This is a genomic window from Streptomyces sp. NPDC052682 (genome assembly GCF_040678435.1).
GTDB lineage: Bacteria > Actinomycetota > Actinomycetes > Streptomycetales > Streptomycetaceae > Streptomyces.
In genome coordinates, this window is record NZ_JBFATS010000009.1 from 72,207 (window position 1) to 87,809 (window position 15,603).

Here is a 15,603-nt window from a genome sequence, read left to right on the forward strand (position 1 = left end):
CCGGTCTGTGTCGGTCGGACTTAATGAAGGCGGCCATGGTGATCCTGTCTGCGAGTGGTGATGGCGGTGACTGTCGCAGGCACAAACGATTTTCGGCCAATCGGCGGTTGCCGCCGTCACCAGGTCGTGGCCGGGTCGTGACACAGCACACGCCGCCGGACGGAGGCCGAAGGGGCGGCCACGTGCACCCGTCTGCGGTGTGGCCCGATCTGCCCGATTCGCCGGTCCGAGATGGTGGAACTGTCGTCGGGGCCGTCCCCACCGAGCAGAAAGGCCGAGCGCGTATGTCGGTGCAGCACGATGACCGCCATGAGAGCCGCGACCTGCAGATCAACCCGGTCTTCAGCCGCGAACCCGTCCATGTGCCCCGGTACGCGATGCCCGAGGGGGAGATGGAACCGGACACCGCCTACCAGGTGGTGCACGACGAGCTGATGCTCGACGGCAATGCCCGGCAGAACCTGGCGACGTTCGTCTCCACCTGGGCCGAACCCCAGGCCCGGCGCCTGATGGCCGAGTGCGCCGAGAAGAACATGATCGACAAGGACGAGTATCCGCAGACCGCGGAACTGGAGAGCCGGTGCGTGCACATGCTCGCCAGGCTCTGGAACGCCCCCGATCCCCGCCAGGCGATGGGCTGCTCGACCACCGGATCCAGCGAGGCGGCCATGCTGGGCGGGCTGGCGCTCAAGCGGCGCTGGCAGCACCGGCGCCGCGCCGAGGGCAAGCCCACCGACCGGCCCAACCTGGTGATGGGCGTCAACGTGCAGATCTGCTGGGAGAAGTTCGCCGACTACTTCGAGGTGGAACCCCGCTACGTGCCGATGGAGGGCGACCGCTATCACCTCACACCCGATACAGCGGTCGAACTGTGCGATGAGAACACCATCGGCGTGGTGGCCGTGCTCGGCTCCACCTTCGACGGCAGCTACGAGCCGGTGGCCGACATCGCCGCGGCCCTGGACGACCTGCAGTCCCGCACCGGGCTGGACATCCCTGTCCACGTCGACGGCGCGTCCGGGGCGTTGATCGCTCCGTTCCTCGACCCGGATCTGGTGTGGGACTTCCGGTTGCCGCGCGTGGCGTCCATCAACACCTCCGGCCACAAGTACGGCCTCGTCATGCCGGGCGTCGGCTGGGCCCTGTGGCGTGCCAAGGACGCCCTCCCCGACGACCTGGTCTTCCACGTCAACTACCTCGGCGGCGACATGCCGACCTTCGCGCTCAACTTCTCACGCCCGGGCGCGCAGGTGGTCGCCCAGTACTACAACTTCCTGCGCCTGGGCTTCGACGGTTACCGGCGCGTCCAGCAGACCTGCCGCGACGTCGCCACCCGGCTGGCCCGGGAGATCGCGGAGCTCGGCCCGTTCGAACTGATCACCGACGGCAGCGACATCCCGGTCTTCGCCTTCCGGATGCGGGAGGGCATCGACCACTTCAGTGTCTTCGACGTGTCCGCCGCCCTGCGCGAGCGCGGCTGGCTGGTGCCCGCCTACACCTTCCCCGAGAACCGCACCGACCTCGCCGCCCTGCGCGTCGTGGTCCGCAACGGCTTCAGCCACGACCTGGCCGACCTCCTCCTGGAGGACCTGCGTCACGTCCTGCCCCGGCTCGACAAGCAGGGTGAACCCCACCGCGACGCCGCGGACACCGGCGCGTTCGCCCACGGCGCGCAGGGCAAGAAGTCCCGCCGCCGGAACCCCCGCTGACCCGGGTCAGCGGCTCCCGACCCGCACGCCGACCACCGACGCACCTGCGGCGGACCGCCCGGCCGCCGCTCGGAGGAGGAACCATGTGCCGCCTTTTCGGTCTCAGCTGCGCACCGCGGCGCGCGCACGCCACCTTCTGGTTGCTGGACGCCCCCGACAGCCTCAGCCGGCAGAGCCACAAGGATCCGGACGGCACCGGCCTGGGGTACTACGCCGCCGACGGCACCCCGCGCGTCGACAAGGCACCCATCGCGGCCTACCAGGACCGGGCCTTCGCACGGGAGGCCCGGCAGGAGGAGTCGGCGACCTTCCTCGCCCATGTGCGCTACGCCTCCACCGGCAGTCTCGACGCGCGCAACACCCACCCCTTCGAGCAGGAGGGCCGGCTCTTCGCGCACAACGGGGTCATCGAGGGGCTCGACCAGCTCGACGACCACCTCGGCGGGGACCGCTCGCTGGTCCAGGGCGACACCGATTCCGAGAGGTTCTTCGCCCTGATCACCCGCCGGACCCGCGAGCACGGCGGGGACGTCTCCGCCGGGATCGAGCAGGCCGCCCGCTGGATCGCCGGGAACCTGCCCGTCTACGCCCTCAACCTGATCCTCATCACCCGCGACGAGCTGTGGGCGCTGCGCTACCCGGAGACCCACGCCCTGTACGTCCTTGAGCGGCGGGCGGGCGGGCAGCACGGCAGCCGGCATCTCGACCACAGCGGCAGTCACGGCCGTATGCGTGTCCATTCAGCGCCCCTGGCCGATCACCCTTCCGTCGTCGTCGCCAGTGAACGCATGGACGACAACCCCCACTGGCGCGAGATGCAGCCCGGCGAACTGCTCCACGTCGGCGCCGACCTGCGCACCACCCGCCAGTTGGTCCTTCCCGACCCCCCGGCACACCAGCTCGCCCTCGACGACCTGCGCCCGGACGCCGCAGCCTCCCAGAAAGCCGCCTAGATCAGGTGGGCGAAGACGACGAGGTTCTCGGTGTAGTCCCTGGCCTGGCGGTCGTAGGCGCCCGCGCAGGTGATCAGGCGGACCTCGGCGCGGTCGGCGTCGGCGTACACGCGGTCGTCGGGGAAGCGGTCCTTGGCGAAGGACTCCGTGTGGTACACCCGGAACGTCGCCTTCTTCCCGTCGGCGCGCAGCACATGGAACGTGTCGCCCTTCTTCAGTTCGACGAGCCGGACGAACACGGCCGCCGACGTCATCGTGTCGACGTGGCCGGCGATGATCGAGGTGCCCCGCTCGCCGGGGGAGGCGCCCTCGGCGTACCAGCCGACGAGGTTGGTGTCGTGGGCCGGCGGGGGCTCGAGCTGGCCGGTGCGGTTGAGGGCGAGGTCGGTGAAGGGCGCGTCGACGGCGATCTTCGGGATGACCAGCCGGGTGGGCCTCGAGCGCGGCAGCTGCTTGCCGGTGGCGGTCTCGTCCGTGCGGCGGAACGGTTCGGCCTGGCGGGAGTCGTCCGCCCCGCGGGAGGCGTCCGTGCGAGGCAGCGGCTCCGTCACCGCGGCGGGCGGCGCGTACGGCGCGGAGTCGGACTCCGGCGACCCGTCACGGCCGCCGAGCAGGTGCACCGCCAGCACCAGGGCGACCGCGCCCCAGAACAGCGCCGCTACGCCCCGGCGGGGTCTGCGCGGCGTGGGCTGCGGGTCGTCGTCGGGAGCGGCGGGAGGGTTGGCTGCCATCGGGACACCACCTCATTCGGGCACGGCAGCGGACACGACACTCGGGAGGGCGGGCCGGGCCGCCGCGACACGGGGTGAGCGTGTGGCGGCGGCCGCGGCGGCTATGACGCCGGGCATCGATCAGGCCACGCCTTGCGCCGTCTTCTTGCGGCGCAGTGCGTACAGACCGGTGCCGACGACGGCCAGGGCGGCGAGTCCGCCCGTGGTGACACCCGTCGAGGCGAGCGCGCCGCCGCCGGTGTGCACGCCGCCGTGCGGCTTCCCACCCTTCCAGGACCCGCCGTTGTGGCTCCAGGAGCCCTCGCCGCTGCTCTTGCCCTTGTAGGTCTCCGGGTCGTACTTCTCGTCCTTGCCGCCGTCCCAGTCGTTGACCGCGGCCAGCGCGCCGCCACCGGTGTGGACACCGCCGTGCGGCTTGTGGTGGCCGCCCTTGACCCAGCCCCCGGACTCCTCCTTGCCGGACTCCTTGCCGGCGCCCCAGTCGTCCCCGGTCACCGAGGCGAGCGCGCCGCCACCGGTGTGCACGCCACCGTGCGGCTTGTGGTGGCCGCCCTTGACCCAGCCCCCGGACTCCTCCTTGCCGGACTCCTCCTTGCCGGACTCCTCCTTGCCGGACTCCTCCTTGCCGGACTCCTCCTTGCCGGACTCCTCGGGCGCCGACTCCTTGCCGGTGCCCCAGTCGTCCCCACTCACCGAGGCGAGCGCTCCGCCACCCGTGTGCGTCCCGCCATGGGGCTTGTGGTGCTTGCCGTGTGAGTCGTGCTCCTTGCCGTAGGAACTGTCTTCGTGGTCCCACCAGACCGTCGCGGAAGCGGTGGGCGCGGCGATCGCCAGCGCGGCCGTGGCCGTCGCGGTGGCGAGCAGCATGCGGGCAGAGCGCATCTGAAAGTCCTTCCGTCGCAGCCGCGGAGCTGACACTTCATCAGCTGACACATCGCGGTCTCGACGTGAACCACCGTCAGTGATCCCACGCGGGCGCACCATCCGAGGCGCTCACATGGGCTACCAGGGGCGCTCACTCGGGCTACTGCACCACTCCTCCGGAGCACCCGCCCTCCCACCCCGACGGACCGGCCCCAGCCCGTCGACGCCCCTCGCACGCGCAGGGGTACACCCCAGGCAGCGGCAATCTGCCCAGGTCAGCCGCGTGGAGAGACCCTCGCGCGACCGGGGCGTGCTCACACGTCGCACCATGCGGTGGCGCTGACCGTGGGCGTACGCCCGCCTCCCAGGCGCCGGCACGTCAGCCACCCACCGACCTGACCACCGCCCCCAACCGGGCACCGCCCGACTCCGCACAGGCCGCCAGGGGCACCGGGCGGAACGGGCCAGGTGGGAGCCCAAGCGGGAGCCCGGGCGGCAGGGTCGGGCAGACGCCCAGGCCGGAGGCCACACGGGAGCGCCGGGCAGAAGACCGCAAGGGAAGGCCGGCGGGAGGGTAGGGCAGGAGAGCCGGGCGGGAGCCCGAGCAGGAGGCCACAGGCGGCAGGGCCGGGCAGGCGGGAACCCGGGCGGCAGGGCCGGGCAGGTGCCTACCCGGCAGGGCAGCAACCCGAGCAGGAGGGCGCACGGCAGGGCCGGGCAGGAGGCCCGCCCACCAGGGGTTGCTGCCGGCTCGCGTCCGGCGCTTCCGCCGTGGCGCTGCCGCGGGCCGAGTTCCGGCTGGTCGCCGCCACGCCCTGCCGCAGCCGCCATACCCTGAAGGGCGGCCTCCTGCTGTCCCTCGTATGCGTCGACGCGCCGGGCGCGGCGGGGCACGCACAGCCCGGCGCGTCAGGCCGCTCGTGGTGCTGCGCGATCACGCCGCGCCACGGTCCGCCCCCGCCCCTGCCGCTCCGGCCATCCCGGTGGCCGCCCCCCCAGGCCCTGACCGGACACACGCTGGTACTGGCGTTGCCCACCTCGACGTGCCGGGCCCGGCGATCGCCCGGACGTGGTCACCGCCGATCCCCGTGCCACCCCGGCACCAGCGACACATTCCGGACAATCAACCCCACACCACCCCACGCATCACCCGGAAACCCGTGCGGTTAGCATATGAGCGCCGCTTAGCTCGAAAGAGCCGCCTAGCTCGAAAGATAAGCCTGTGACTGTCAACGACGACTCGTTCACCAACTGGAAGAACCGCGAGGAGATCGCGGAGTCGATGATCCCGATCATCGGGAGGCTGCACCGGGAGCGGGACGTCACCGTCCTGCTGCACAGCCGCTCCCTGGTGAACAAGTCGGTGGTCAGCATCCTCAAGACCCACCGATTCGCCCGGCAGATCGCCGGTGAGGAGCTCTCGGTCACCGAGACGATGCCGTTTCTGCAGGCCCTCACCGCGCTCGACCTGGGCCCGTCCCAGATCGACATCGGCATGCTGGCCGCGACGTACCGGAGCGACGACCGCGGCCTGACGGTGCACGAGTTCACCGCCGAGGCCGTCGCCGGAGCGACCGGCGCCAACAAGATCGAGCGCCGCGAGCCGCGCGACGTCGTCCTGTACGGCTTCGGCCGCATCGGCCGGCTCGTGGCCCGCCTGCTCATCGAGAAGGCCGGCTCGGGCAACGGGCTGCGGCTGCGCGCCATCGTGGTGCGGGGGGGTGGTGAGCAGGACATCGTCAAGCGGGCCTCGCTGCTGCGCCGCGACTCCATCCACGGCCAGTTCCAGGGCACCATCACCGTCGACGAGGCGAACAGCACGATCCTCGCCAACGGCAACGAGATCAAGGTGATCTACGCGAACGACCCCTCCGAGGTCGACTACACCGCGTACGGCATCAAGGACGCCATCCTCATCGACAACACCGGCAAGTGGCGCGACCGCGAGGGCCTGTCCCAGCACCTGCGTCCCGGCGTCGACAAGGTGGTGCTGACCGCGCCGGGCAAGGGCGACGTCCCGAACATCGTGCACGGCGTCAACCACGACACCATCAAGCCGGACGAGCGGATCCTGTCCTGCGCGTCCTGCACCACCAACGCGATCGTCCCGCCGCTGAAGGCGATGGACGACGAGTTCGGGGTGCTGCGCGGGCACGTGGAGACGGTCCACTCGTTCACCAACGACCAGAACCTGCTGGACAACTACCACAAGTCCGAGCGCCGCGGCCGCAGCGCGCCGCTCAACATGGTCATCACCGAGACGGGCGCCGCCTCCGCCGTGGCCAAGGCGCTGCCCGACCTCAAGGCGAAGATCACCGGCAGCTCGATCCGCGTCCCGGTGCCGGACGTCTCGATCGCGATCCTCAACCTCCAGCTCGCCCGCGAGACCACCCGTCAGGAGGTCCTCGACTACCTGCGCAACGTCTCGCTGACGTCGCCGCTGAAGCGCCAGATCGACTTCATCAGCGCCCCCGACGCGGTCTCCAGCGACTTCATCGGCTCCCGGCACGCCTCGATCGTCGACGCCGGCGCCACCAAGGTGGACGGCGACAACGCGATCCTCTACCTGTGGTACGACAACGAGTTCGGCTACTCCTGCCAGGTCATCCGCGTCGTCCAGTACGTCTCGGGCGTGGAGTACCCGACGTACCCGGCCCCGGCGGCCTGACCCGCCGGCCGCCGTTCCCCGGTCAGCGGCGCCGCGCCCGGTACAGGTCGCGGAGCAGGGCGATCTCGGCACCGTGGTGGAGCACCTCCTGGTTGACCCACCAGACGATGTCGAGGAACGGCTCCTCGGCGTCGCTGCCGTGGGGATAGGTGCAGTACCCCACGGTGTCGAGCGCGGCGTCGCCGGCGCCCAGCAGGGCCGTGCGCCAGGCCCCGGCCGCGGCGTCGAACGCGGCGACCGCGGCGGTGGCACCCCCGGCGACCTCGTGGTCGTCCCGGGTCAGGGCGCGGCGGCCGGCCGTGTGGTCGGCGCGCAGGGCCAGCATCTCGGTGAGATGGCTCAGACGCCACGCGAGGGTGGTGAAGGGCGGCGGCCAGGGGTGCGGGTAGGGCGCGGCGTCGCGTCCCCAGTCGCCCTTGCCGGCGAGGTGGGTGGCCCGTGCGCCCGGCCCGTCGGCGCGCCGCCGTACCGACCAGCACTCCGGCACCGGCTCCCAGAGGTACTCCTCGTCGCTCAGCGGCCCGACCTCGGTGTCCGTGCCGTCGCCGCTGTCCATGACGGGTCCGGCCAGACGGGCGGTGAGGCGTTCGCGGGCGAAGTCGAACTGGTCCAGCAGCGGGGCCAGACGGGGTGGGATCACGGGGTGCTCCTGTGGCGGGCCGGCCGTCGCTCCGGGCCGGTCTTCGGCGCGGAGGGTCGTTCGTGCGGCCCGCCAGCCTGTCACGGCCGGCCCGGAGGCCGCCCGTGGATTTCGCCTCCGGACGCCCTGGCGACCTATCGTTTCCAGCCATCCTTCGGCCGCCTGTGACGGAAGTGACGGAAATCCTGAAGGCACGCCCCGGCTGAGCTAGCCTCATCTTCCCTTGAGGGGAACTGACGTACGGGGAACATCACTTCGGGGGATGCGTGACACAACAGCGGCCGACGCCGTCGGACCCGGCGGCGGGCGGGGCTGCCGCGCTGCGGCGGACCGGTGCCTCACCCCTGCGCTCCGCCGACCCGCGCCGTATCGGTCCCTACCTGCCGCTGGCGCTGCTCGGCAGCGGCGGCATGGGGCGGGTGTACCTCGCCCGTCCCGCGGACGGCGGGGCCGGCCTGGTCGCCGTGAAGGTGATCAGACCGGAGTACGCGGACGACCCCGGCTTCCGGCGCCGTTTCCAGCGTGAGGCGTCGGTGCACGCCCGGGTCCGCACCCCGCACACCCCGAGGCTGTGCGGCACCGGCTTCGAGGACGAGCTGCTGTGGATGGCCACCGAGTACGTGCCGGGCCTCGATCTGGCCGAGGCCGTACGGGACGGCGGGGCGCTGCCCACCGCCGCGCTGTGGCGGCTGGTGGCGGAACTGGGCCGGGCGCTCGCCGGCCTGGCCACCGCGGAGATCGTGCACCGGGATCTGAAGCCCTCCAACGTGCTGCTGGCGCCCCGGGGCGCCTACGTGATCGACTTCGGCCTGTCGAAGGCCGTGGACGCGAGCGCGCTGACCGGCACGGGCAACCGGGTGGGCACACCGGCCTTCATGGCGCCGGAGCACCTCAGGGAGGGCCGGACCGACACGGCCTCCGACGTGTTCTCGATGGCCGGGACCCTGGTCTACGCGGCGACCGGACACGCCCCGTTCGGCGACGGCACGGGCGTCGACGTGATGCACCGCGTGGCGTACGAGGCACCCAACCCGGAGTTGCTCGGTGAGATCTCGGCGACGGACCCGGCGCTCGCCGGCCTGCTGTCCGCCTGCCTGGCCAAGGACCCCGGGCAACGGCCCACGCCCGAGGAGCTCATCGACGCGGCCGCGCCCCGTCTCGCCACGGCCGTCTGGCCCGAGCCGCTGGCCGGCGCGGTGCTGGCCCGGCAGCGGGCGTACGAGGAGGTGTGCGGCCTGCCCGCCGAGGAACGGGACGTCCCGGCTTCCCCCGAGAGCTGGCCCGACGCGGGGGACCTCCCGGCTCTCCCCGAGAGCTGGCCCGACGCGGGGGACCTCCCGCCTCCCCCCGAGAGGGACCTCCCGGCTCCCACCGAGAACCGGCCCGAGTCGCTGTCGCCGGCCCGGGCCGAACGGGCCGCCGTACCCGGTGCGGGCGACGCCGGGCCGGGCCGCGCCCGGGTGCGCAGGAAACCGCTGCTGGTCGCCGCCGCGGGCGCCGCCCTCTGTGCGGTGGCCGCGGGCGCCTTCGTCCTCACACGCCCGGACGGCACGACCGGCGCCCGCTCCCCCGGAGCCGAGATCACAGCCGGCGGCACCCTGTCCGGCCCCGGGGCGTCCGCACCGGGGCCCGGTGGCACGGCCGGGGCCCCGGCGTCCGGCAAGAGCGCCGACGGCGCGTCCCGCCCCGACGCCGAGGTCTCCTCTCCGGGGACCTCCCCGCCCCGGAACCCGGACCGGCGCAGCACCCCTCCGTCCGCGTCCGGGGCTCCGGGCGCCGAGCCCCCCAGCGCGGCGCCGACCGAAGCGGCCCCGCCGTCGAGCGCCCCGCCCACGGAACCGGCGGATCCGCCCTGGCTCACCGACTGCGCCTACTACTCCGGCAACGGCCGCACCCGCCAGGGCGACAGCGGCCGGCGGGTGCAGCAGGTGCAGTGCATGCTGACCAAGCGCGGGTACTCGGCGGCCGGCACCGACGGCGACGGCGACTTCGGCCCCGGCACGGACTCCGCGGTGCGCAGCTTCCAGAGCGACCAGGGGCTGGACGCCGACGGCGTCGTGGACCACGCGACCTGGACGGCGCTGCGCGGCGCCGGCTGATGCCCCCTCACGTCCCGCTCGCCGGAGGGCGATGCGGGACCTGCCGCTAGAGTGAGCGGTCCATGCGGAACGGTCCCGACCGGTAGGTACCGTCCGGCCGGCCCCGGTGGAGGAGATGCGGTGACCCTGCGCGAGAACGATCCACGGTCCGTCGGCGGCTACCGGATCGAATCGCGCATCGGGACCGGCGGCATGGGCGTCGTCTACCTCGGCAGATCCCCTTCGGGACGGGCCGTGGCCGTCAAGGTGGTGCATGCGAGGTACGCGGGCGACGCCGAGTTCCGGGCCAGGTTCCGCCAGGAGATCGCCGCCGCGCGCCGGGTCAGCGGGGCGTTCACCGCGCCGGTAGTGGACGCCGACCCGAACGCGGCACGGCCGTGGATGGCCACCGTCTTCGTCCCCGGCCGTACGCTCGCCGAGCGGGTCGCCGAGTCGGGTCCCCTGCAGTGGCCCGCGCTGCGCCGTCTGGGCACCGAACTGGCCGAGGCGCTGCGGGAGATCCACCGCGTGGGGGTCGTGCACCGGGACCTCAAGCCGAGCAACGTACTGCTGCTGGAAGACGGCGGCGAGGACGGCGCGGTCCGCGTCATCGACTTCGGCATCTCCCGCGCGGCCAGCAGTGATGTCCGTACGCAGACCGGCATGGTGATGGGCTCTCCGCCGTTCATGGCGCCCGAGCAGTTCAGCCGTCCCCGCGAGGTCGGGCCCGCCGTGGACGTCTTCTCGCTGGCCGCGGTGCTGGTCTACGCGGCGACCGGGCGCAGCCCCTTCGAGGCGGAGAACGCCTACCTCGCCGCGTACAACACCGTGCACAACGACCCGGTTCTCGGCGAACTGCCGCAGCCGCTGCGCCCGTTGGTGTCGGCGTGCCTGGCCAAGGAGCCGGCGGACCGGCCGACGTCGGGTGAGGTGCTGGAGGCGCTCGCCGGGCTGCCGGACGACGTGCCTGACGGCGTCCCCCAGGGGGTGGCCGGCGAGGAGCCGTCCCGGGTGCCGGTGACCGTGCTGTCGGGGACGACGGCGTCACCGCCGGCGGGCACCGTCCCGGCCGGACGCGGGCGGCGCGGCAGGAGGCTGTGGGCCGTTCTCGTCGCGGCGGCCGTGCTCGGCACGGCGGGCGCGGGGTCGGCCGCCCTGCTGGCCGGCACGTCGACACGTACGGCCGACGAGGTGGAACGGACCGGTCCGCCGGCGGCGGCCGGTGCTCCGGTACCGGCGGGCTGGAAGCCGTGGCGGGTATCGCTGGAGCCCGACGAGAAGGATCCGTTCGGCATGGGTTCCGCGTGCACCCTGGACGCCCTCGGCGTCTTCTGCTCCTCCGCCCAGGCCGCCTTGACGCGGCTGAACCCCGCGACGGGCCGGGTGGACTGGAGCAGACCCATGAGCGAGAAGCACGTGGACAGCCTGTCGGTGCGCGAGCCCGTCGTCCACGACGGCGTGGTGTACGTCAGCAGCGCCGAACGCTCCCAAGGCGTGGACGCCTACGACGGCCGCACCGGCGAGCGGCTGTGGCATCGGGGCGGCCCGCTGGGCGAGTTCGCGTACCTCAGCGGCGTCCTGCTCGTCCGGCTGGACCCGCTCGGTGCCTCCGACACCGCGCGCTACGCGGCGTACGAGCCGCGCACGGGTGAGGAGTTGTGGCGGCGCACGCTGACGGCCACCTCACCGAGCCCCTTCCACGCCGGGCCCGAGGGGACGCTGTACGCCGATCTGCGCGGTGGTTCCGGCGAGATAGCCCGGCTCGACGCGCGCACCGGCCGGAGGCTGGGCGGCGTCGAGGCGCCCAAGGGCGACCTGTGGCTGGCCACGGTCCACGACGACACGGCGTACTACGCGCGCTGGCAGGACGACACCGGGGTCTCCGCCGCCTTCTTCATCCAGGACCTCCACAGCGGGAAGACCCGCCGCATCGACTTCCCCTGGAGCGTGGAGCCGGAGGCGCCGCCGCTGGTGCGCGGCGACACCATGTACCTCTTCGACTACGGCAACGAGACCCTGCTCGCCCTCGACCTGAAACACGGCAAGCCGCTGTGGTCCAGCTCGCGGGACCTGCGCATCTTCAGCGAACCCTCGCTCCACGACGGCCGGTTGTACGTGGTCATGCCCGACACCAGCGTCCTCGCCCTGGACCCGCGCACCGGCCGGGAGATCGGCCGCACGGCTCCCTCCTTCGACACCCGGGGGCGGTCCTTCGAGGAGCTGCGGCCCGGTTCGACACCGCCGCTGCGGGTGGGCGGGGTGCTGTACGGGATCGCGGGGCCGGGGGCCTTCTCGGTGGCCGACGTGTCCTGAGGCGGGCCGCTCACGGGGCCGTCGGCCCGTCGGCGGGACCGGCCGCCCACGCCGCCGCCTGGGGGGCGAACCGGTGCGCGGCCGCGTGGGCCGCCATGCGGGCGTCACGCGCCCGGGCCTCCGGCCCGTCCGGCAGGTGGAAGTCCTCGCCGGCCCGTGCGGAGTCGGCCTGCACGCGCGTGGCGGTCGCCAGCCTCCGCCGCACGTACCCCTCGAGCGCGCCGGGCACCTCGTCCGGCGTGACATCCGTCAGGGCGTCGCCGAGCACGGCCGCGTCCACGATCGCCTGCGCCGCGCCCTGGGCCTGGAACGGCACCATCGCGTGGGCGCTGTCGCCCAGCAGCGTCACCCGCCCGAGGTGCCACCGGGCGAGCGGGGCGCGGGTGTGGATGCCGTAGCGGAAGACCTGCCCGGCGCGTTCCAGGACGGTGACGACCCGGGCGTCCCACCCGGCGAACTCGCGCACCGGCTCGCCCGGCTCGGCCCGGGCCGTCCAGGACTCCCGGCCGGACCGCGTGCGGAACACGGCCACGACGTTGAGCAGGTCGCCGCGCCGTACCCGGTAGTGGACGAGGTGCCGGTCCGGTCCGAGCCAGACGGCGTACTCCGGCAGGCCGAGACCGGCGACCTCGCCGGCCGGGAGCAGGGCCCGGTAGGCGGCGGTCCCGGAGAAGACCGCCTCGTCGGCGCCGAAGAGCCACCGGCGGGACGCGGACCGCACCCCGTCCGCGGCCACGACCAGGTCCGCCTCCAGCCGCTCGCCGCTCGCCGTCGTCACATGGGCCGACGTGTCGTCCTGCCCGATGCCGACGACCGTGGTGTCCAGACGCACCGACCGGGACGGCACCGCGGCGGCCAGCGCCCGGTGGAGATCGGCCCGGTGGAGCTGGAGGTAGGGCGCCCCGAACGCTTCCTCGGCCTCGGCTCCGAGGGCGTAGCGGCAGATCTCCGCCCCGTCGGACCAGGTGCAGAAACTCAGCCCGGCGGGACGGGTGGCCAGCGCGGCGACCGCGTCGAGCAGGCCCATCCGGCGCAGCACGCGCGTGGCGTTGGGCGCGAGCTGGATTCCGGCGCCGACCTCGGTGAACCGTCGCGTCCGCTCGACGAGCAGCACCTCCCAGCCGGCCCGGCGCAGGCTCACCGTGGCGGCCAGTCCCCCGATGCCCGCGCCCATGACGATGGCTCTCATGGCGCCGAGTGTCCCAGCCGGGCCGTCGGCCGGACACCCTTGTCCTGTTTGCAGCATGCACCTAGCCTGATTTTGTGCCGCAAATAAACAAAACCCGATCGCACAACGCCGTGCCGGGTCACCGCAGCGACCTCACCCGACTCCGCATCGCCCTGACCGTCTTCTTCGCCCTCGACGGCTTCCTCTTCGCCGGCTGGGTCGTACGCATCCCCGCCATCAAGGAACAGACCCACGCCTCGGCCGGCGCCCTCGGCCTCGCCCTCCTCGGTGTCTCCGCCGGGGCGGTCGTCACCATGATGCTCACCGGCCGCCTGTGCCGCCGCTACGGCAACCACCAGGTCACCGTCGCCTGCGCGGTGCTGCTCTGCCTCGGCGTCACCCTGCCGCCCCTCACCCACTCGGCGCTCACGCTCGGAGGCGTCCTGCTCCTGTTCGGCGCCGCGTACGGCGGTATCAACGTCGCCTTCAACAGCGCGGCCGTCGAGCTGGTCGCCGCGCTGCGGCGGCCGGTCATGCCGAGCTTCCACGCCGCCTTCAGCCTCGGCGGCATGGTCGGCGCGGGACTGGGCGGGCTCGTCGCGGGCGCGCTCTCCCCGGCCCGGCATCTGCTCGGCCTCGCCGTCGCCGGACTGCTGGTGACCGCCGTCGCCGGGCGGGCGCTGCTGCGCCAGGAGCCGCCCGCGCCGCCGGAGCGGCTGCGGCCCACCGCGACCGGTGACCGGCCCCGCCCGGACCGCCGTACCCGCCCCCTGGTGATCGTCTTCGGGCTGATCGCCCTGTGCACGGCCTACGGTGAAGGCGCCCTGGCCGACTGGGGCGCCCTCCACCTCGAGCAGGACCTCGGGGCCTCGCCCGGGGCCGCCGCCCTCGGCTACTCCTGCTTCGCGCTGGCGATGACGGTGGGGCGGCTGACCGGCACGGCCCTGCTGGAGCGGCTCGGCCGCACCCGGACGGTGGTGGCGGGCGGGACCACCGCCGCCCTGGGGATGCTCCTCGGGTCGCTGGCCCCCTCCCTGTGGGCGGCCCTGCTCGGGTACGCCGTCACGGGGCTCGGCCTCGCCAACCTCTTCCCCGTGGCCGTCGAACGCGCCGGGACGCTCGCCGGTCCGAGCGGGGTCGCCGTCGCCTCCACGCTCGGCTACGGCGGCATGCTGCTCGGGCCGCCGGCGATCGGTTTCATGGCCGACTGGTTCACCCTGCCGGCCGCGCTGACCAGCGTGGCGGTACTCGCGGCGCTGGCGGCGGCGGTCGGGGTGGTGACGCGCCGCGCGCCCTGACGGTCCGCGGGAAGACAGGTGCCCGCCCGCGGAACCGCTTAGGGGGGCGCCAGCACGGCCGTTTGTCCGGCGCGACCACGGCTCGGGCGCGAGCACCTTCGGGGCGGCAGCGCGTTCCGGACGGGAGCGCACGCGTTGCGCCGGACGAGCGCACCGGCACATGTCGGCTGATCGACAACGCGACTCCTGGGGTACTCGGCCCCACGCCCTCGAGCACCGGTGACCCACCGGTCGCCCCCCACGGACAAGGAGGCAGACGTGACCGAGCAGCAGAACCCCACCGAACAGCACCCGACCCCCGAGTTCCCCTCCCAGGACCAGCCGCACCCGGGCTGGACCGGCCCCATGGACCCGCCGCCGGACCACGGTGAGGAGTCGTACCGGGGCAGCGGCCGGCTGACGGACCGCAAGGCCGTGATCACCGGCGGAGACTCCGGCATCGGGCGCGCGGTCGCGCTGGCGTTCGCCCGTGAGGGGGCCGACGTGCTCTTCACCTACCTGGAGGACGAGAAGGACGACGCCGCCGAGACCGCCCGGCTGGTCGAGGAGGCCGGACGGCGTGCCGTGCCCGTCTCGTGCGACGTGCGCGAGGAGGGCAACTGCCGGGCGCTGATCGACCGGGCCGTCGAGGAGTTCGGCCGGATCGACGTCCTGGTGAACAACGCCGCGTACCAGATGTCGCAGCCGGACGGCATCGAGGCGATCTCCACCGAGCAGTTCGACCGGGTGATGCGCACCAACCTGTACGGCATGTTCTGGCTGTGCAAGTTCGCCCTGCCGCACATCCCGGAGGGCGGCAGCATCATCAACTCCACGTCGGTGCAGGCGTACAAGCCCAGTCCGCACCTGCTGGACTACGCGACGACGAAGGGCGCGATCGTCACCTTCACGCAGGGGCTGGCGCAGATGGTGATCGACCGGGGCGTGCGGGTCAACGCGGTGGCGCCGGGCCCGGTGTGGACACCGCTGATCCCGGCGACCATGCCGGACACGCAGAGCTTCGGCAAGCAGGCGCCGATCGGGCGGCCCGCCCAGCCGGCCGAGATGGCTCCCGCGTACGTCTTCCTCGCCTCCCAGGAGGCGTCCTACATCACCGCCGAGATCGTCAACGCGACGGGCGGGACCCCGCTGCCGTAGGGCCGCCGTGCCCGGCCGCCCTGGAGCGCGCTCCATGCGGCAGA

11 protein-coding genes are annotated in these 15,603 nt (G+C 73.3%); 7 read left to right on the top strand and 4 right to left on the bottom strand.

All coding sequences use genetic code 11. From position 1 onward, the window contains the following. Positions 1 to 284: 284 nt before the first annotated feature. Both AB0K80_RS16050 and AB0K80_RS16055 read left to right on the top strand, forming a co-directional pair. Positions 285 to 1,709 carry a glutamate decarboxylase gene (locus AB0K80_RS16050; protein WP_365669845.1) on the top strand — a complete coding sequence of 475 codons (1,425 nt, stop codon included), beginning with the start codon at positions 285 to 287 and terminating at the stop codon, positions 1,707 to 1,709. 83 nt (positions 1,710 to 1,792) lie between these two features. Continuing rightward, positions 1,793 to 2,662, top strand: a complete 870-nt coding sequence (locus AB0K80_RS16055; protein ID WP_365669847.1) for a class II glutamine amidotransferase — start codon at positions 1,793 to 1,795, stop codon at positions 2,660 to 2,662. On the opposite strand, the gene AB0K80_RS16060 is transcribed toward AB0K80_RS16055, so the two are convergent. Next, positions 2,659 to 3,393 carry a class F sortase gene (locus tag AB0K80_RS16060; protein WP_365669849.1) on the bottom strand — a complete coding sequence of 245 codons (735 nt, stop codon included), beginning with the start codon at positions 3,391 to 3,393 and terminating at the stop codon, positions 2,659 to 2,661. The two genes, AB0K80_RS16055 and AB0K80_RS16060, sit on opposite strands and share 4 nt — an antisense overlap. 120 nt (positions 3,394 to 3,513) lie before the next feature. Further along, the gene (locus AB0K80_RS16065; RefSeq protein ID WP_365669851.1) at positions 3,514 to 4,275 is read right to left on the bottom strand and encodes a hypothetical protein; all 762 of its coding nucleotides are present in this window, start codon (positions 4,273 to 4,275) and stop codon (positions 3,514 to 3,516) included. A 1,204-nt stretch (positions 4,276 to 5,479) separates the two neighbouring features. Between AB0K80_RS16065 and AB0K80_RS16070 the strand changes: the two genes are divergently transcribed. After that, complete coding sequence (locus tag AB0K80_RS16070) at positions 5,480 to 6,925, top strand: glyceraldehyde-3-phosphate dehydrogenase (RefSeq protein WP_365669853.1); 1,446 nt, start codon at positions 5,480 to 5,482, stop codon at positions 6,923 to 6,925. A gap of 22 nt (positions 6,926 to 6,947) precedes the next feature. Here the strand turns inward: AB0K80_RS16070 and AB0K80_RS16075 are convergent, their stop codons facing one another. After that, a complete protein-coding gene (locus AB0K80_RS16075) occupies positions 6,948 to 7,565 on the bottom strand; it encodes a DinB family protein (protein WP_365669855.1) in 618 nt (205 codons plus the stop codon). Between the two features lie 266 nt (positions 7,566 to 7,831). Between AB0K80_RS16075 and AB0K80_RS16080 the strand changes: the two genes are divergently transcribed. Further along, complete coding sequence (locus tag AB0K80_RS16080; protein WP_365669857.1) at positions 7,832 to 9,664, top strand: protein kinase; 1,833 nt, start codon at positions 7,832 to 7,834, stop codon at positions 9,662 to 9,664. Between the two features lie 120 nt (positions 9,665 to 9,784). Next, positions 9,785 to 11,956 carry a PQQ-binding-like beta-propeller repeat protein gene (locus AB0K80_RS16085; protein WP_365669860.1) on the top strand — a complete coding sequence of 724 codons (2,172 nt, stop codon included), beginning with the start codon at positions 9,785 to 9,787 and terminating at the stop codon, positions 11,954 to 11,956. A 10-nt stretch (positions 11,957 to 11,966) separates the two neighbouring features. On the opposite strand, the gene AB0K80_RS16090 is transcribed toward AB0K80_RS16085, so the two are convergent. After that, positions 11,967 to 13,145 (bottom strand): FAD-dependent monooxygenase, encoded by a 1,179-nt coding sequence (locus AB0K80_RS16090; RefSeq protein WP_365669862.1) that lies wholly within the window; start codon positions 13,143 to 13,145, stop codon positions 11,967 to 11,969. A gap of 110 nt (positions 13,146 to 13,255) precedes the next feature. Here AB0K80_RS16090 and AB0K80_RS16095 point away from each other — a divergent pair, with 110 nt between their 5' ends. Further along, the gene (locus AB0K80_RS16095; RefSeq protein ID WP_365669864.1) at positions 13,256 to 14,422 is read left to right on the top strand and encodes an MFS transporter; all 1,167 of its coding nucleotides are present in this window, start codon (positions 13,256 to 13,258) and stop codon (positions 14,420 to 14,422) included. A 258-nt stretch (positions 14,423 to 14,680) separates the two neighbouring features. Further along, complete coding sequence (locus AB0K80_RS16100; protein ID WP_365669866.1) at positions 14,681 to 15,559, top strand: SDR family oxidoreductase; 879 nt, start codon at positions 14,681 to 14,683, stop codon at positions 15,557 to 15,559. Positions 15,560 to 15,603 lie beyond the last annotated feature (44 nt).

Bases quoted from the DNA above. Each gene is read 5' to 3' on its own strand.
- AB0K80_RS16090 (WP_365669862.1), bottom strand. From the start codon at position 13,145: ATGAGAGCCATCGTCATGGGCGCGGGCATCGGGGGACTGGCCGCCACG.
- AB0K80_RS16060 (WP_365669849.1), bottom strand. From the start codon at position 3,393: ATGGCAGCCAACCCTCCCGCCGCTCCCGACGACGACCCGCAGCCCACG.
- AB0K80_RS16065 (WP_365669851.1), bottom strand. From the start codon at position 4,275: ATGCGCTCTGCCCGCATGCTGCTCGCCACCGCGACGGCCACGGCCGCG.
- AB0K80_RS16050 (WP_365669845.1), top strand. From the start codon at position 285: ATGTCGGTGCAGCACGATGACCGCCATGAGAGCCGCGACCTGCAGATC.
- AB0K80_RS16055 (WP_365669847.1), top strand. From the start codon at position 1,793: ATGTGCCGCCTTTTCGGTCTCAGCTGCGCACCGCGGCGCGCGCACGCC.